The sequence below is a fragment of the Micromonospora sp. NBRC 110037 genome (assembly GCF_001652995.1).
Taxonomy (GTDB): domain Bacteria; phylum Actinomycetota; class Actinomycetes; order Mycobacteriales; family Micromonosporaceae; genus Micromonospora; species Micromonospora chalcea.
The window spans coordinates 1,814,873-1,830,622 of sequence record NZ_BBVA01000002.1; the positions used below are offsets into that span (position 1 = coordinate 1,814,873).

The 15,750-nt window shown below is 72.1% G+C and carries 17 protein-coding genes; 8 read left to right on the forward strand and 9 right to left on the reverse strand.

What is annotated here, in order from left to right; translation table 11 throughout:
• Positions 1 to 61 precede the first annotated feature (61 nt).
• The 4 genes from A4R25_RS07285 to A4R25_RS07300 all read right to left on the reverse strand — a co-directional run bounded on the left by A4R25_RS07285 (position 62) and on the right by A4R25_RS07300 (position 4,727).
• Entirely contained in the window at positions 62 to 949 is an 888-nt protein-coding gene (locus A4R25_RS07285; protein ID WP_064446077.1) for a carbohydrate ABC transporter permease, read from the reverse strand.
• Between the two features lie 3 nt (positions 950 to 952).
• Positions 953 to 1,912 (reverse strand): carbohydrate ABC transporter permease, encoded by a 960-nt coding sequence (locus tag A4R25_RS07290; protein WP_064446078.1) that lies wholly within the window; start codon positions 1,910 to 1,912, stop codon positions 953 to 955.
• 60 nt (positions 1,913 to 1,972) lie between these two features.
• Positions 1,973 to 3,349, reverse strand: coding sequence for an ABC transporter substrate-binding protein (locus A4R25_RS07295; protein ID WP_043324313.1), 1,377 nt, complete (start codon positions 3,347 to 3,349; stop codon positions 1,973 to 1,975).
• Between the two features lie 376 nt (positions 3,350 to 3,725).
• Positions 3,726 to 4,727, reverse strand: a complete 1,002-nt coding sequence (locus A4R25_RS07300) for a LacI family DNA-binding transcriptional regulator (RefSeq protein ID WP_064446079.1) — start codon at positions 4,725 to 4,727, stop codon at positions 3,726 to 3,728.
• A 199-nt stretch (positions 4,728 to 4,926) separates the two neighbouring features.
• Here A4R25_RS07300 and A4R25_RS07305 point away from each other — a divergent pair, with 199 nt between their 5' ends.
• Positions 4,927 to 6,921: a glycosyl hydrolase family 28-related protein gene (locus A4R25_RS07305; protein ID WP_064446080.1), complete on the forward strand. Its 1,995-nt coding sequence runs from the start codon at positions 4,927 to 4,929 to the stop codon at positions 6,919 to 6,921.
• A 56-nt stretch (positions 6,922 to 6,977) separates the two neighbouring features.
• On the opposite strand, the gene A4R25_RS07310 is transcribed toward A4R25_RS07305, so the two are convergent.
• The 4 genes from A4R25_RS07310 to A4R25_RS07325 form a co-directional block, all read right to left on the reverse strand.
• Positions 6,978 to 7,787, reverse strand: a complete 810-nt coding sequence (locus tag A4R25_RS07310) for a SigB/SigF/SigG family RNA polymerase sigma factor (protein ID WP_064446081.1) — start codon at positions 7,785 to 7,787, stop codon at positions 6,978 to 6,980.
• A gap of 142 nt (positions 7,788 to 7,929) precedes the next feature.
• The gene (locus tag A4R25_RS07315; RefSeq protein WP_064446082.1) at positions 7,930 to 8,493 is read right to left on the reverse strand and encodes a GerMN domain-containing protein; all 564 of its coding nucleotides are present in this window, start codon (positions 8,491 to 8,493) and stop codon (positions 7,930 to 7,932) included.
• Entirely contained in the window at positions 8,490 to 9,839 is a 1,350-nt protein-coding gene (locus A4R25_RS07320) for a HAMP domain-containing sensor histidine kinase (RefSeq protein ID WP_043324322.1), read from the reverse strand. The genes A4R25_RS07315 and A4R25_RS07320 overlap by 4 nt, the downstream gene beginning before the upstream one ends.
• Complete coding sequence (locus A4R25_RS07325; protein WP_043324324.1) at positions 9,836 to 10,510, reverse strand: response regulator transcription factor; 675 nt, start codon at positions 10,508 to 10,510, stop codon at positions 9,836 to 9,838. Before A4R25_RS07325 ends, A4R25_RS07320 begins: the two co-directional genes overlap by 4 nt.
• A 150-nt stretch (positions 10,511 to 10,660) precedes the next feature.
• Between A4R25_RS07325 and A4R25_RS07330 the strand changes: the two genes are divergently transcribed.
• The 5 genes from A4R25_RS07330 (at position 10,661) to A4R25_RS07350 (ending at position 13,784) form a co-directional block, all read left to right on the forward strand.
• Positions 10,661 to 11,026, forward strand: a complete 366-nt coding sequence (locus A4R25_RS07330) for an STAS domain-containing protein (RefSeq protein ID WP_043324327.1) — start codon at positions 10,661 to 10,663, stop codon at positions 11,024 to 11,026.
• 9 nt (positions 11,027 to 11,035) lie between these two features.
• Positions 11,036 to 11,347, forward strand: coding sequence for a hypothetical protein (locus tag A4R25_RS07335; protein WP_030504078.1), 312 nt, complete (start codon positions 11,036 to 11,038; stop codon positions 11,345 to 11,347).
• The gene (locus A4R25_RS07340) at positions 11,344 to 11,910 is read left to right on the forward strand and encodes an STAS domain-containing protein (protein WP_064446083.1); all 567 of its coding nucleotides are present in this window, start codon (positions 11,344 to 11,346) and stop codon (positions 11,908 to 11,910) included. Before A4R25_RS07335 ends, A4R25_RS07340 begins: the two co-directional genes overlap by 4 nt.
• On the forward strand, positions 11,904 to 12,194 hold the full coding sequence (locus A4R25_RS07345) for a BON domain-containing protein (protein WP_043324334.1): 291 nt from the start codon (positions 11,904 to 11,906) through the stop codon (positions 12,192 to 12,194). Before A4R25_RS07340 ends, A4R25_RS07345 begins: the two co-directional genes overlap by 7 nt.
• Positions 12,195 to 12,332: 138 nt before the next feature.
• Entirely contained in the window at positions 12,333 to 13,784 is a 1,452-nt protein-coding gene (locus tag A4R25_RS07350) for a cellulase family glycosylhydrolase (RefSeq protein WP_197494883.1), read from the forward strand.
• Positions 13,785 to 13,827: 43 nt separating this feature from the next.
• Here the strand turns inward: A4R25_RS07350 and A4R25_RS07355 are convergent, their stop codons facing one another.
• Positions 13,828 to 14,718 (reverse strand): diiron oxygenase, encoded by an 891-nt coding sequence (locus tag A4R25_RS07355; RefSeq protein WP_043324341.1) that lies wholly within the window; start codon positions 14,716 to 14,718, stop codon positions 13,828 to 13,830.
• A 48-nt stretch (positions 14,719 to 14,766) separates the two neighbouring features.
• Between A4R25_RS07355 and A4R25_RS07360 the strand changes: the two genes are divergently transcribed.
• Positions 14,767 to 15,483, forward strand: a complete 717-nt coding sequence (locus A4R25_RS07360; RefSeq protein ID WP_030504073.1) for a TetR family transcriptional regulator — start codon at positions 14,767 to 14,769, stop codon at positions 15,481 to 15,483.
• Positions 15,480 to 15,749 (forward strand): DUF4873 domain-containing protein, encoded by a 270-nt coding sequence (locus A4R25_RS07365; RefSeq protein ID WP_064446084.1) that lies wholly within the window; start codon positions 15,480 to 15,482, stop codon positions 15,747 to 15,749. The genes A4R25_RS07360 and A4R25_RS07365 overlap by 4 nt, the downstream gene beginning before the upstream one ends.
• Position 15,750: the final 1 nt, after the last annotated feature.

The following is a 15,750-nucleotide window of genomic DNA, read 5'->3' on the forward strand; positions in this document are numbered from 1 at the left end:
GGGGTCGGTTCTGCGGCGGCGGGCTGGGCGGCCGGCTTGCGGCGGGCCGCGGTTCGCCCGGTCAGCCCTTGAGGCCGCCGGTGGTCAGGCCGGACATGATGTTGCGCTGGAAGATCAGGAACAGCACGACGGTGGGGATGGCGGCGATCACCGACGCGGCGATGACCACGTTCATCGGGGTGCCGCCGGCGAAGGCGTAGATGCCGACGCTGACGGTCCGCGTCTCCGGCGACGGCATGACCAGCTTCGGCCAGAGGAAGTCCTTCCAGACCGCCGTCACCGCGAAGATCGCCACCACGCCGAGGATCGGGCGGGACATCGGCAGGACGATGGACCAGAGCGTGCGCAGCGGGGAGGCGCCGTCCATCACGGCGGCGGCCATCAGGTCCTCCGGGATCGAGTCGAAGAACCGTTTCAGCAGGAAGATGTTGAACGCGTTCGCCACCAGCGGCAGCCAGATCGCGAACGGCGAGTCGAGCAGGTTGACGTGCACGATCGGCAGGTCGATCACCGTCACGTACTGCGGGACGACCAGCACCATCGCCGGGATCATCAGCGTCGCCAGCATCATGCCGAGGATCAGCCTGCCCAGCACCGGACGCAGCTTCGACAGCGCGTACGCGGCGGCGGTGTCGAACACGAGCTGGAACACCACCGCGCCGGTGGCGTAGTAGAACGTGTTGAACAGCAGCTTCGCCAGATCCAGGTTGGTCCAGGCGTCGACGTAGTTACCCGGCTGCGGGTCGCGCGGGAACAGCGTCGGCGGGGTCTGGGCGATCTCCTGGCCGGACTTCAGCGCGCCGGTGACCATCCAGTACAGCGGGCCGAGGAACACCAGCGTGAACCCGGCCACGACCACGGTGAGCACGGCCCAGTAGAGGACGCGGCCGCGACCGCGGCGCAGTTGGGCGTGGGAGATGAGGGTACGGGTGGTGCTGTCGGCGGCCATGTCCTAGTCCTGTTTCGCGGTCAGTCGCAGGTAGACGGCGGAGAACCCGGCCAGCACCACCAGCATGATCACGCCGAGCGCGGCGGCGCCGTTGAGGTCGTTCTGGAAGAACCCGTGCTGGTAGATCAGGTACGCCACCGAGGTCGCCGAGTCCTGCGTACCGGCGCCGTTGGCGAGGATCAGCGGCTCGATGAACAGCTGCATGGTGGCGACGATCTGGAGCATCGCCAGCAGCGCCAGGATCAGCCGGGTCTGCGGGACCGTCACGTGCACGATGCGCCGCCACACCCCGGCGCCGTCGATCTCGGCGGCCTCGTACAGCTCGCCGGGGATGTTCTGCAGCGCGGCCAGGTAGATCAGCACGGCGCCGCCCATGTTCATCCAGGTCGACGCGATCACCATGGCCGGCATCGTCATGGTGGGCGACTGCATCCACTCCGACGTGGGCAGTCCCAGCGCGGTGAGGACCGCGTTGAACAGCCCCGCCTCGCTCGGGTCGTAGGCGTAGAACTTGAACAGGAACAGCGCGGACGCCGGCGGCAGCATCACCGGCAGGTAGACGAGCACCCGCAGGTAGCCCTTGGCGTGGCGCAGCTCGTTGAGCAGGATCGCCACGAAGAACGGCACGGCGTAGCCGAGCACCAGCGCCAGGCCGGTGAAGACGAACGTGTTCTTCCAGGCGGTCCAGAAGCTCGGATCGGCGATGATCCGGCTGTAGTTGTCCCAGCCGACCCAGGTGGTCTCGCCGCGGCGGGTGCGCTGGAAGCTCATCACGACGCCGCGGACCATCGGGTACCAGGAGAAGACGGCGAAGCAGACGACAGCGCCGATGAGGAACGTGTGCCCGGTGAGGTTGTCCCGGACCTTGCGGCCGAGACCGGCGCGGCGTCCGGCGGTACGCGACGACGGCGGCGCGACGGGGCCGGGACGGCGGGTGGCACCGGGGGCGGTGGTGAGCGCCAAGGCGACTCCTGCGGTGCTCGGGGAGGTGGGGCCGGTGCGCCGGCCCCACCTCCGGTCGGGTCAGCTGTCGGCGGCCAGCAGCTGGTTGACCTTGTCCTCGGCGGTCTTGAGCAGCGCGTCGATGTTCGCGTTCGGGTTGGTCAGCACACCGGACATCGCCGCGTCGAGCACCGCGTAGATCGCCTGCGCGTTGCGCGGCTCACCCTTGATCGGCACCGGGTTGGCCTCGAAGACCGCGAAGTTCGTGGTGTCCACGTTCGCGTTCGCCTTGCGCAGCTCCAGTTCCTGCTTCTGCGCGTCGCTGCCGTTCGTGAACAGCAGCGGCTGGGGCAGGCCGACCGGGTAGTTCTGCGGCTTGGCGCGCACGTAGTCGAACTGGCCCTTACCCGGGGTGAGCTTCTGGTAGGCGAGCCACTTCAGGCCGGCCTTGACCTGCTCGGGGCTCAGGCCCTTCTTGAAGAAGTAGCCCTCGCCGCCGCCCAGCGTGGCCTTGGCCGGGCCGTCCTGGCCGGGCAGCGGGCCCATCGCCCAGTCCTGGTACTTGCCCTGGAACTGGCTGACGATCGCCTGGGTCGCGTCCGGCGCGCCGATGAACATGCCGACCTTGCCGGCGCCGGCGTTGGTGAGCAGGTCACCCCACTGGAGCAGCTGCCGGGCACCCATGCTGTTGTCGCCGTAGCGCATGTCCTTGAGGTTCTGCAGGACCTGCTTGCCCATCGCGTTGTTGAAGTCGGCCTTCTTGCCGTCGGCGCTGAGCACCTGCCCGCCCTGCGAGTAGAGCAGCGACGTGAAGTGCCAGCCGCCGGTGTTGCCCGCGCTGTACTCGGCGTACCCGGCGATGCCGTCGCCGAGCGCGGAGATCTTCTTGGCCGCGGCCCGCACCTCCGGCCAGGTCTTCGGCGGGTTGTTCACGTCGAGCCCGGCCCGCTGGAACAGCGCCTTGTTGTAGATCAGGCCCATCGAGTAGTTCTTCACCGGTACGGCGTAGAGCTTGCCGCCGTCGGTGAAGACCTCCTTGAGCGCCGGGTCGACGCTGTCCCAGGTGGGGATGGTGTCCTTCGTGGCGTACTGGCCGATGTCCATCGCCTGGCCGGAGTCCAGCACCTGCTGCAGGTCGGTCATGTAGCCGTAGAACACGTCGGTGACGGTGCCGCCGGCCAGGCGGGCGGTGAAGTCCGGCGGGTTGTTGCACTGCTCGCCGACGCTGACGCTCTTGACGACGATGTCCGGGTTCTGCCGCTGGAACTCGGCGACGTCGTCGTTCCAGTTCTTCAGCAGCTCCTTCTGCGCGCCGACCGGCTGGCAGTCGACGGTGATGGTGACCTTGCCGCCGGCGTCGCCGCTGTCGTCGCTCTTGGTGGAGCACGCCGCAAGGCTGAGCCCGAGGCCGGTCGCGAGCGCGAGCGCCGCGACCTTCCGATACTGCGGTACGGACATCTGTCCATCCCTTCGGGAACGGGTGTATCCATGGCCTTCACTGATGTGCGGTGACCGCGCGGCTGCCTCTGGTGGTGGAACGGCAGCCGGCACGCGCCCTGCCTCCGGAAACCGCGCCCCGGGTCAGGTGTGAGTGGAGTCACTGTAGCGACGCGAACCGAACCCAGCAAGATGCCGACTGACAAACGCAAGAATTCGACTTGGTCTCGGAAGGACGCAGCTCCAGTCGGCCGCATCCGTCGATCTTGGAGTCGTGGCGCCTCAGATACCGGCATCAGTGCCGCATTCCGGGCACCACCACTCCAAGATCGACGGATGCGGTGGGGTGGGGTGAGGCGGCGTGGGGGGCGGCGTGGGGGCGGCGGGGGCCCCGGGGTCAGCGGCGGGGGGCGGGGGCGGTGGAGCCGCGTACCACCAGCTCGGGCTCGAACAGCAGCTCGTCGTGCAGCACCCCGGCGCCCTCGATCTGGGTCACCAGCAGGTCCACGGCGGCCTGGCCCATGGTCTCGATCGGCTGGCGCACCGTGGTCAGCGGCGGGTCGGTGCAGGTCATGAACGCCGAGTCGTCGAAGCCGACCACCGAGACGTCGGCCGGCACCGCGCAGCCCAGACGCCGGGCGGCCCGGATGGTGCCCAGCGCGAGCACGTCGCTGGCGCAGACGATGCCGGTCGCGCCGCGCTCGATCAGCTTCGTGGCGGCGACCCGCGCGCCCTCCATGGAGAAGCTGGACCGCTCCACCATGGACTGGTCCTCGCCCCAGCCGGCGGCCCGGACCATGGCGTCGAGCTTGCGGCGCGAGGGCACGTGGTCGGCCGGGCCGAGCACCATGCCGATCCGGTCGTGGCCGAGCGAGCGCAGGTGGCCGTACGCCTGCTCGACGGCGACCGCGTCGTCGGTGGACACGCGCGGGAAACCCAGCTCCTCGACGCCGGCGTTCACCAGCACCACCGGCAGGCCCCGGTCGGTGAGGCGCCGGTAGTGCTCGTGCGAGGCGTCGGCGAGCGCGTACGAGCCGCCGGCGAAGATGACGCCGCTGACCTGGTGGTCGAGCAGCATCTCCACGTACCCGGACTCCGGTACGCCGCCGATGGTGCGGGCGCACAGCGCCGGGGTGAAGCCGCGCTGCGCGAGCGAGCCGGTGACCACCTCGGCCAGCGCCGGGAAGATCGGGTTCTGCAGCTCCGGCAGCACCAGGCCGACCAGGCGGGCGCGCTCGCCGCGCAGCTTGCTCGGGCGCTCGTAGCCGAGCACGTCGAGGGCGGTCAGCACGGCGGTCCGGGTCGCCTCGGACACGCCGCCGCGGCCGTTGAGCACCCGGCTCACCGTCGCCTCGCTGACGCCCGCCTTGCGGGCCACCTCGGTCAGGCGCTTCGTCACGGCGGCAATCGTACGTCGGATTCTTGCAAGAAATGAACAACCGGAGCGGTCAGTTGTTGCCGTCGGACGCGGCAATGGGCCCGAAAGATGCGAGCAGCTTGATGCTTGAAAGGCAGCAGAGGGCCGGAATAACATGAGGTCCCTTGTCGATGGCCTGCGCCGCCGAGGCCACCCGTCCCCCGAGAAAGTGGGTGCTCCGATGTCGCGGAGCGTGCCGAGGATCCTCGCGGCGGCGCTCGCCGCCGCCCTGCTCGTACCGCCCGGCGCCGCCACGGCCGGCCCGCCGCGCGGACCGGCCCCCGTGGTGACCCGCGCCGGGCTGGACCCCGCGCTCGTCGCCGGTCGCGGTGCGACTGTGGACTACGTCGAGCAGGAGGCGGAACACGGCCGGACCACCGGCACCGTGATCGGGCCGGACCGGTCGGCGTACACACTCGCCGGTGAGGCGTCCGGCCGCCGGGCCGTGCGCCTGCTGCCCGGCCAGCACGTCGAACTCACGCTCCCCCGGCCCACGAACGCGCTGACCGTGCGCTACAGCATCCCGGACGCGCCGGGCGGCGGCGGGATCACCGCGCCGCTGCGGGTGTCCGTCGGGCACGCGCCCGCCCGCACCATGACGCTGACCTCGCAGTACGCCTGGCTCTACAACCAGTACCCGTTCACCAACGACCCCGGCTCCGACCTGCTGCACCCGGACTGGTGGATCACCGAGTGCGCCTGCGTGCCGGCGGCCACCACGCCCGCGCCGGTGATCAGCAAGCCGTTCCGGCCGCACCACTTCTACGACGAGCAGCGGCTGCTGCTCGGCCGTACCCATCGGGCCGGTGAGGTGGTCCGGCTGACCGCGCCGCGCGGCACCGCCGCCGCGTGGACGGTGATCGACCTGGTGGACGCGCACCTGGTCGCGCCGCCGCGCGTGGTCCCCCGCGCGGTGAACGCGCTGTCCTTCGGCGCCGACCCGACCGGCCGGCGGGAGTCCGCAGACGCCCTCGACCGGGCCGTCGCGTACGCCCGGCGGGTGGACCGCCCGCTCTACCTGCCGCCCGGCACCTACCAGGTCAACCGGCACATCGTCGTGGACGACGTGACGATCGCCGGTGCGGGCAGCTGGTACACGATCGTGCGGGGACGCGAGGTCACGCTGGACACGCCCGCGCCCGACGGCTCCCGGCACACCGGCGTCGGCTTCTACGGCCGCGACGCCGCCGACGGCGGCAGCAGCGAGGTGCACCTGTCCGGCTTCGCGATCGAGGGCGACGTACGCGAGCGGATCGACACCGACCAGGTCAACGCCATCGGCGGGGCGCTCAACCACAGCACGATCGACGGCCTCTATCTGCACCACACGAAGGTCGGCATGTGGTTCGACGGGCCGATGACCGGGCTGCGGGTCACCAACACCGTGATCGCCGACCAGATCGCCGACGGGCTGAACTTCCACACCGGCGTCACCCGCTCCTCGGTGACGAACTCGGTGGTCCGCAACAGCGGCGACGACGCCCTCGCCATGTGGTCGGAGGGCACGGCGAACGCGTCGAACACGTTCGCGTACAACACGGTGCAGTCGCCGGTGCTCGCCAACGGCATCGCGCTGTACGGCGGCGCGGACCTGACCGTCGCGCACAACCTGATCGCCGACCCGGTACGCGAGGGCAGCGCGATCCAGGTGGGCTCCCGCTTCGGGGCGGAGCCGTTCACCGGCCGCCTGCGGATCACCGGCAACACCACGGTCCGGGCCGGCACGTACGACCTGAACTGGAACATCGGCCTCGGCGCGATCTGGTTCTACGCGCTGGACCGCAGCATCGACGCGGACATCCTGGTCAGCGGCGACGCGTACCTGGACAGCACCTACAACGCGATCATGCTGGTCAGCGACTGGCCGGTGAAGGACAGCGTCCGCATCGACAACGTCCGCTTCCGGGACATCCGGGTCGACGGCGCCGGGACGTCGGTGGTCAGCGCGCGTACGGCGGGCGGGGCGAGCTTCGCGAACGTCGACGCCCGCAACGTGGGCGCGGTCGGCGTGAACAACTGCGGGTCGTTCCACTTCACCCCGGCCGGGTCGGAGTTCGCCCTGACCGACCTCGGCGGCAACGACGGCGGCTGGCTGGCCCCGTGGCTGCTGCCGAACACCATCACCTGCGACGACCGTCCGCCGCTGGTGCCGCCGCCACCGCCGTCGCGCTGGTGACACACGACGCGACCCCCGCCGTCACGGGCCGGCGGGGGTCGCGGTACGTGTGTGGCTCAGGCCTCGGTGAGCTGGCCGCGCAGCTTGGTCAGGGCGCGGGCGAGCAGCCGGGACACGTGCATCTGGGAGACACCGACGCGGGCCGCGATCTCGCTCTGGGTCAGGTTGCCGTAGAAGCGCAGCGTGAGGATCTTCTGCTCCCGCTCGTCGAGCGAGGCCAGCGCCGGGCCGAGGGAGGCGCGCAGCTCGGCCAGCTCGTACTCGTTGTCCTCGGCGCCGAGGGTGTCGCCCAGCTCGGTGGCGCTGTCGCCGTCGCCGATCGGGGTGGACAGCGACACCGCGTTGTAGGCGCGGGCGCCTTCCAGGCCTTCGAGCACCTCTTCCTCGGTGACGTCGAGGTGGGCGGCGATGTCGGCGACGGTCGGGGCCCGGTTGAGCGTCTGGGTCAGCGTGCTGTTCGCCTCGGAGATGCGCAGCCGCAGCTCCTGCAGGCGGCGCGGAACCCGGATGTTCCAGGTGCGGTCGCGGAAGTGCCGCTTGATCTCGCCGAGGATCGTCGGGATGGCGAAGCCGGCGAAGTCGACGCCGCGCGAGGCGTCGAACCGGTCCACCGCCTTGATCAGGCCCAGCGCGGCGGTCTGCGCGAGGTCGCCGGCCGGCTCGCCGCGCCCGCTGTAGCGGGCGGCCAGGTGGTTCGCCAGCGGCAGCCACGCCTCGATGACCTGGTTGCGCAGGGCGGCCCGCTGCGGGTGGCCGGCGGGCAGCGCGGCGAGCGCCGCGATCAGCTCGCTGGCACGGGACTCCTCACCGGTCTGCGGCGCGCGCTGCACCTCGGTCGCGGTCGATGCCATGGTCATCGTGGTCATGCTGCCCTTCCTGTCCTCGGAGAACGGGTGGCCTCCCACACCGGTCGTGCCAGCCACACTAGACCAAAGGCCATGGCCAAATCAACCGAACGGACGATGGAGATTTAGTGTCATATCCGGACATAGAGGCGAGCAACGGCGATCAGCGTGGCATCAACGGGCGGTAGTCGGCAGCCGTGAGCGGCAGCACCGAGAGGCTTCCGTCCGCGCGCGGCACCTCTAGCGGCTGCCCGCCGCGGCGGAACGCGACGCTGTACACGTCCGGTCGCTGCGTGAGGCTGCACACGATCTGCCCGAAGGCCAGCACCTCGTCGTTGCGGCCGGTCTCCTCACCGGCCTGGCGCACGTCGACTGTCGCCACGGTGCCGGCCAGCGTGGCCCCGGCCACCGCCACCGTGCCCGGCAGCGCCGTGGACAGCCCCTGGCGGCGCTCCCCCGGACCGGGACCGGCCAGCAGGTGCTGAAGGTGCGTGTCCACCCCGGGCAGCCCGTCCACCCGGCGGTTGACCACGACCAGGCCGTCGTCCCGGACGAAGCAGAACGGCTCGTCCACCCGCCCGTCCCCGTCGGCGGTCGAGGACACCGCAGGCGTCGGGAAGGCCCCGGGCGGCGTCTGCACGAGCCGGGGCTCGTCGTCCACCGGTACCCCGCAGCCGGCGAGCAGCGCCACGGCGAGCAGGGCGGGCGCGAGCCGCCGCCGGCTCACCGGAGCGCTCCGGGCAGCTCGACCCGGAAACGGGCGCCGGGCGCGCGGTCCAGCACCCGCGCCGACCCGCCGTGCGCGTCGGCGTGCTGCGCCACCAGGGCGAGGCCGAGTCCGGTGCCGTCGGTGCCGGCGCGGTCGTGCGCCGCCCGGCCCCGCACGAACCGGTCGAAGATGATCTCCCGGTCGCCCGGCGGCACGCCCGGTCCGTCGTCGTCGACCTCCAGCACGCCCACGCCGTCGCCCCCGCCCAGGCGTACGGCGACCGGGCCGCCGCCGTAGCGCTCGGCGTTCTCCACCAGGTTCAGCAGCGTCTGCGCGAACCGGCGCCGGTCGACCCACCACTCGTGCGGGACGTCGCCTGCCACCTGCACCAGGCTCTCCGGCAGCGATCGTTCCCGGCAGGCGGCCCGGGCCAGCTCCACCACGTCGACCGTCTCGCGGTGCGCCGGCTGCTCGGTGCGGGCCAACTGGATCAGGTCGTCGACGAGGCGCTGGAACCGGGTCACCTCGTCGGCCACCAGGCCGGCGGCGGTGGCGGTGCGTTCGTCCTGGTGCTCGCGGCGGCGGTGCAGCACGCTCGCCGCCGCGGCCAGCGTCTGCAACGGCGAGCGCAGCTCGTGGCTCACGTCGGCGGCGAAGCGCCGGTCCCGCTCGATGCGGTGCACCAGCTTGTCGACCATCTCGTTGAACGAGCTGGACAGGCGGGTGAGGTCGGGGTCGGTGGTCGGATCGAGCCGGGTGGCGAAGTCCCCGCCCGCGATCCGTTCCGCCGCGTCGGCGACCGCTGTCAGTGGCCGCAGGCTGTGCCGGGTGGCGTACCAGCCGAGCGCCGCGCCCGCCCCGGCCACCATGATCGCCACGGCGATCAGCGCCAGGCCCACCACCTGGAACGTCTCCTCGACCTCCCGCAGCGAGGTCAGCTCGTAGTAGCCGAGCGCGCCGGGCAGCGGCACGCCGACCAGCAGCGCGGGCTGCCCGTCGAGGCGGATCCGCTGCACCGCGGGCTTGCCGTCGGCGACCATGCGCTGCAACTCCACCGGCACGGAGCTGGCGCCCACGTCGGCGGTGCGGGCGTACCAGCCGTCGGGCAGGTGCAGCAGCGGGCGGCGGGCGCTGCCGGTGTCGAGCGAGCGCAGCACCGCCACCACGTCCGGCGTGCCGGTGTCCAGGCCGGAGCGGACCACCGCCGCGTCGTAGTAGGCGGCCCGCACCGCGGTGCGCTCCCGCTCGTCGAGCAGCGAGCGCCGAGTCAGGTCGTACGAGAAGAGGGCCATCAGCGCGGACAGCAGCAACGCGCCGACGGCGAACGCCGCGGTGACGCGGGCGCGCAGTCCGGGACGGGTCATCGCTGCAGCTTGTAGCCGAGGCCGCGGAGGGTGACCAGGTGGCGGGGGTTCGCCGGGTCCGACTCGATCTTCTGCCGCAGCCGGCCGACGTGCACGTCGACGAGCCGCTCGTCGCCGGTCTCGTAGCCCCAGACCCGGCTGAGCAGCTGCTGGCGGGACAGCACGCGGCCGGCGTGCTCGGCCAGCTCGCAGAGCAGCCGGAACTCGGTGCGGGTGACCGGGACCGGCCGTCCGGAGCGGCGCACCTCGCCGGCCTCGGCGCTGATCTCCAGCTCGCCGAAGAACTGGGCGGGGGCGGGCCCGGACACGGTGCGGACCCGCCGGCGCAGCGCCCGCAGCCGGGCCGACAGCTCCTTGATCGCGACCGGCTTCACCACGTAGTCGTCGGCGCCGGCCTCCAGCGCGGCGACGATGTCGTGGGTGTCGTCGCGGGCGCTGATCACCACGACCGGCACGTCGTCGTCGCGGCGCAGCTGGCGGATGCAGTCGAACCCGTTCATGCCGGGCAGCATCAGGTCGACGAGCACGTAGTCGGACGGCTTCTCCCGCTGCCGTCGCAGCCCGTCCTCCGCGGTCGGGGCGCCGTACGCCTCGTAGCCCTCCTCCTCCAGGGCGAGCTGCAGCGCGAGCCGGATGCGGTCGTCGTCCTCGATCACCAGTACGGCCGTCATATGGGCATCATGACCGGCCCGGCACGGGTAGCCCAACCGCGTGGGCCGTTCGTGGTTTTTGTCATCGAACCGTCATACAACCGTCCGGGGACCTCCAAGATCGCTGCGCAGAGTGGGGATCGACACTGAACCCGCCACGGAAGCGACCTGATGCCCGCTACCCTGCCGTCCCCGCCGGAGTCCGCCGTGCCGCACGTGCGGGTGGACATCACCGACGAACTGGACCTCGCCGGGCTGCCCGAGGTCGCGCACGTGCTGGACCGCATCCTCGCGCTGCGCCCCCGCGAGCTGACGATCGACCTCGCCGGGTGCCGACATGTGGACGCCGCCGCGGTCGCGCTGCTGCTGGACGTGCACCGGCGGCTGGCGCGGCAGGACGGCGTGCTCACGCTGAGCAACCCGCACCCACGGATCCGGCGCATCCTGCAGACCTCCGGGCTGGGCGCCGTACCCGTCGTCGACACGCCCCGTCCGGCCGCGCGCGGCCGGGCCCGGGTCGCGTCCGCACCCCGCTGAGGAGGGGCCGTGACCGGAAGCACGCTCGTCGGAGCACTCGTGGTGGGTCTCGCCGTCGGTGGCGTGGGCCGGCTCGTCGTGCCGGGACGCAAGGCCGTCCCGGTCTGGCTGACGCTGGCGCTCGGCGTGGCCGCCGCGCTGCTCGGCGCGATCGTGGTCGGGCTGGTGGACCGCCGCCCCGACGCCTCGCCGCTGCTGTCCCTGGTGACGCAGACCGCGTTCGCGGCCGTGGCGGTCGTGCTGGCGGTGGTGACGGCGGGCGGCACGGGCGCGGACCGGCAGGCGCCCGATCCGGGCGCCCGACGGAAGGAGGAGGTGTGACAGTCGTCCCCGCGGACCACCTGATGATGCTCATCTGCGACGGCTGCGGCGACAGCGTCACCGGCGCGGGCGCGACGCTGCCCGACGCCGAGGTGGTGTGGACGCTCGTGTTCGAGCACGACTGGGTCGGCTCGCCCTTCGCGTCCGGCCCGCACCACTGCCCCCGGTGCAGCGTCCGGGCCACGGTCGCCGAGGACGGCCTGGGCACCGAGGACCTGGAGCAGGTGGCCGGCACCCCGGCAGCCGCCGACGTCGATCCCGCCGAGGCGGTACGCCGGGCGCTCGCGGAACGCTCCGTGCGCGGCGACCGCGAACTGGTCGACCTGTCCGCGCTCGAGGTGATCGACTCGGCCGGGCTCGGCCTGCTGGTGCGCGCGCACCAGGACGCCCGGCGCGACGGACGGCGGCTGTGCCTGCTGTCGCCGTCGCGCTTCGTGCTCACCGTGCTGCACACGATGCGGCTCGACGGCGTCTTCACAGTCGTCGACGGCCGCGCCCCGGCGCCGGGGCCCGCGTCCCGGCGCGCGGTAATGACCGAACAGAAGGAGCCCTCCCCGTGGTGATGCCCTGGCCGTACCCCGAGTTCCCGTACACCGGCCGTGAGCCGGAGCCCGACGACGCGGACACCCGGCTCGCCTCGCTCGTCGCCCAGCGGCTCAGCGCCGACTGGACCACCCGGCGGCAGCAGATCACCGTCACGGTGCAGAACCGGGTGGTGATCCTCGCCGGCCTGGTGGCCGATCCGGAAACCCGCCTGGTCGCCGCCGAGCTGGCCTGGGACGTGCCGGGCGTGTTCGACGTCTGCAACGCGCTGCGGCTCTACGGTGGGCGGCGCGGCGGCCGCTGAGCCACCGGCTGTTGCACGGATCGACATCCGCCTCTACGCTCGCCCTGGGAGCGCTCCCCCAAGCCGCCGCGTCGGGCTTTCCGGGCAGGTTCACGACGGGCACCGTCCGATCACCATCAAGCGATGGGACCTTCCCGTATGTTCTCGATTCCCCGCCCGTCCCGGCGGCACCTGCTCGTCGGCGGCGCGGTCGGCGCGCTCGCCCTGGCCGCGACGGCCGTCCTGCCGTCGCCGAACGCGATGGCCGCGACCGGCTGTGCCGTCACCTACACCACCAACTCGTGGCCCGGGGGCTTCACCGCCACCGTCGCGGTGACGAACCTCGGCGACCCGGTGAGCAACTGGACGCTGGGCTTCACCTTCCCCGACGGGGGCCAGCGCGTGGTGCAGGGCTGGTCGGCCACCTGGCAGCAGAGCGGCTCCTCGGTCACCGCGCGCAGCGCGGACTACAACGGCGCGCTCGGCACCGGCGCGAGCACCACTGTGGGCTTCAACGGCTCCTGGACCGGGTCGAACCCGAGCCCCACCTCGTTCACGCTCAACGGCACGGTCTGCACCGGCGGCACCGGCACGCCCCCGCCGAGCACCCCGCCGCCCAGCACGCCCCCGCCGCCGACCACTCCCCCGCCCACGACGCCGCCGCCGACCGGCACCACCCCGGTCGCGATCAACGGCCAGCTCCAGGTCTGCGGGGTCAACCTCTGCAATCAGTACGGACGGCCGATCCAGCTGCGCGGCATGAGCACCCACGGCCTGCAGTGGTTCGCCAACTGCTACACCGACTCCTCGCTCGACGTGCTGGCCGACGAGTGGCAGTCGGACCTGCTGCGCATCTCGATGTACGTGCAGGAGCAGGGCTACGAGACCAACCCGGCCGGCTTCACCGCCCAGGTGAACACGCTCGTGGACAAGGCCGAGGCCCGGGGCATGTACGCGCTCATCGACTTCCACACGCTGACCCCCGGTGACCCGATGTACAACCTGGACCGGGCCAAGACGTTCTTCGCCAACGTGTCCGCGCGCAACGCGGCCAAGAAGAACGTGATCTACGAGATCACCAACGAGCCCAACGGGGTCAGCTGGTCCACCATCCGCAACTACGCCGAGCAGGTCATCCCGGTGATCCGGGCCAACGACCCGGACGCGGTGATCATCGTCGGCACCCGCGGCTGGTCCTCGCTGGGCGTGTCCGACGGCAGCAACTCCGACGAGATCGTGAACAACCCGGTGCGGGCGCAGAACATCATGTACACGTTCCACTTCTACGCCGCCTCGCACCAGGACAACTACCGCAACGAGGTGCAGCGGGCCGCCTCCCGGCTGCCGCTGTTCGTCACCGAGTTCGGCACCGTCACCTACACCGGCGACGGCGCCGTCGACGTCGCCAGCAGCAACGCCTGGCTCGACCTGCTCGACCGGCTGAAGATCAGCTACGCCAACTGGACGTTCTCCGACGCCCCCGAGGGTTCGGCCGCGCTGCGGCCGGGCACGTGCGCGTCCGGCTCGTTCAGCGGGACGTCGGTGCTGACGCAGTCCGGCGCGTACATGCGCGACCGGATCCGCACCCCCGACAACTTCCCGACCTCCTGACCGGGCGGCCGGCGGCGATCCTTCCCCTTCGGGTCGCCGCCGGTCAGCCCTCGATCAACCCGGCCCGGCGCCACAGCAGCCGGCCCGGCCCGGCCACCAGACCCAGTTCGGTCAGATGCTCGGCGATCCGCTGCGCCGACCAGCGCAGCGTGGCCCGCCAGTGCGGGTTGGCCCGCGCCGCGGCGTGACCGGCCGCCGGGTCGATCCCGACCGACGCGTACGCCCGCGGGTGCACCAGCCGCCGCGTGATCGAGTACGCGGCCCGCCCGATCACCAGCCGCGCGTACGTGAGCGCGACCGGCCCGGCCGCCTCCACCTGCCGGGCCAGCTCGTCGCGGGCGAAGCGCACGTGCCGGGCCTCCTCCACCACGTGGATGCGCGACACCATCCGGATCAGCGGCTGCAACGACTCGTCGGCCATGATCTCGCGCTGGAACGAGTCGAGGATCTCCTCGGCGATCAGGATGGCCGCGTACATCTGCGGGCCGGTGGCGGTGGCCTTGAGCCAGCGCCCGAGCAGGTGGTCGACGGGCTCGGCGCGGTAGACGGGCGCGCCGGTGGCCTCGATGAGCCGGCCGAACATGATGGAGTGCCGGCACTCGTCGGCGACCTCGGTCAGCGCGTACTGGGCGTGCCGGCTGGTCGGATCCGCGTCGTAGTAGTGCCGGATCAGCATCTGCATGAGGATCGTCTCGAACCAGATCCCGGCGCTGGCGGCGCTGGCCACCTCGTGCTTGGTCAGCTCGACCCGCTGCTCCTCGGTCAGCCCGTCCCACAGTGGCGTGCCGTAGAGGCTGCTGCGCGACGGCGGCAGCCAGTACGCGCCGGGCACTGGCGGCGCCGACCAGTCGACGTCCACCAGGGGGTCGTAGCTGGTACGCACGGAGGCGGTGAGGAGGCGGGCGGCTACCGCCTCGCGCGGGAATCCGGCCATGACCCCTCCATATTGACGTAACTTCCAGTAACTGTTACGAGTGGTAGCATGCGACGCACCACCACCGATGTCAATGGCCCCGACCCCTCGCCGGAGCCGTCCCCGCCACGGTCCGGAGGGCGGCGTGACCGCTGGGCGGAGCACCGCGAACAGCGCCGCCAGGAACTGATCGCCGCCGCCGTGCAGGCGCTGCTGCGGCACGGCCCGAACGTCGACATGGACCAGGTCGCGGCCACCGCCGGGGTCAGCAAACCGGTGCTCTACCGCTACTTCGCCGACAAGGCGCAGCTCTGGCTCGCGGTCAGCGAGGTGGTCGCGGCGCGCGTGGTGGCCGCCGTCGCGCCCGCCGTGGAGCAGGTCCGCGAGGAGCGGGCGCTGGTCGAGGCGACGATCGACGCGTACCTGAGCGTGGTGGAGTTCGAGCCCTCGCTCTACCGGTTCCTGGTGCACGAGTCCGGCCATCCCGGCATCCAGCAGGTGGTCGCCGGCACCAGCCGGCAGGTGGCCACCGGGCTGGCCCGGGTCATCGGCGACCGGCTGCGCGCGCTCGGTCTCGACGCCGGGCCGGCCGAGCCGTGGGCGTACGGGCTGGTCGGGTTCGTGCAGGCGGTCGGCGACTGGTGGACCACGCACGGGCAGCCGATCCACCGGTCCGCGCTCACCGAGTACCTGACCACGCTGCTGTGGAGCGGCATCGAGGGGGTCCGCCGGGGCGCGGACCTGCCGCCGGAGCTGACCCGCGCGCACGAACGGATCGACAGGTGACCTGGCAGGGCACGGCCGAGATCGCCGGCACCCCGGTACGGCTGCACGCCGGCGGCCGGTTCGAGCCGGTCGACGGCCGCTACCACTGGGCCGGGCGCGTCGAGCCGGAGCCACGCCTGGTGCGGCTGCTGCGCTCCGGCCGCCGCGACGTGGAGATCCGCATCGGCGAGCGCGTCACCCGGGCCCGGCTCACCGAGGTGGACCCGTGGGGCGGGGTGCGCGTCACCGGCGTCGGCACGCCGCCCTGGCCCCCGGAGGAGGAGTGAC

Coding starts and splice junctions, on each gene's coding strand:
- A4R25_RS07285 (WP_064446077.1), bottom strand. CDS start 949: ATGGCCGCCGACAGCACCACCCGTACCCTCATCTCCCACGCCCAACTG.
- A4R25_RS07295 (WP_043324313.1), bottom strand. CDS start 3,349: ATGTCCGTACCGCAGTATCGGAAGGTCGCGGCGCTCGCGCTCGCGACC.
- A4R25_RS07305 (WP_064446080.1), top strand. CDS start 4,927: ATGTCGCGGAGCGTGCCGAGGATCCTCGCGGCGGCGCTCGCCGCCGCC.
- A4R25_RS07310 (WP_064446081.1), bottom strand. CDS start 7,787: ATGACCACGATGACCATGGCATCGACCGCGACCGAGGTGCAGCGCGCG.
- A4R25_RS07320 (WP_043324322.1), bottom strand. CDS start 9,839: ATGACCCGTCCCGGACTGCGCGCCCGCGTCACCGCGGCGTTCGCCGTC.
- A4R25_RS07325 (WP_043324324.1), bottom strand. CDS start 10,510: ATGACGGCCGTACTGGTGATCGAGGACGACGACCGCATCCGGCTCGCG.
- A4R25_RS07330 (WP_043324327.1), top strand. CDS start 10,661: ATGCCCGCTACCCTGCCGTCCCCGCCGGAGTCCGCCGTGCCGCACGTG.
- A4R25_RS07350 (WP_197494883.1), top strand. CDS start 12,333: ATGTTCTCGATTCCCCGCCCGTCCCGGCGGCACCTGCTCGTCGGCGGC.
- A4R25_RS07355 (WP_043324341.1), bottom strand. CDS start 14,718: ATGGCCGGATTCCCGCGCGAGGCGGTAGCCGCCCGCCTCCTCACCGCC.
- A4R25_RS07360 (WP_030504073.1), top strand. CDS start 14,767: ATGCGACGCACCACCACCGATGTCAATGGCCCCGACCCCTCGCCGGAG.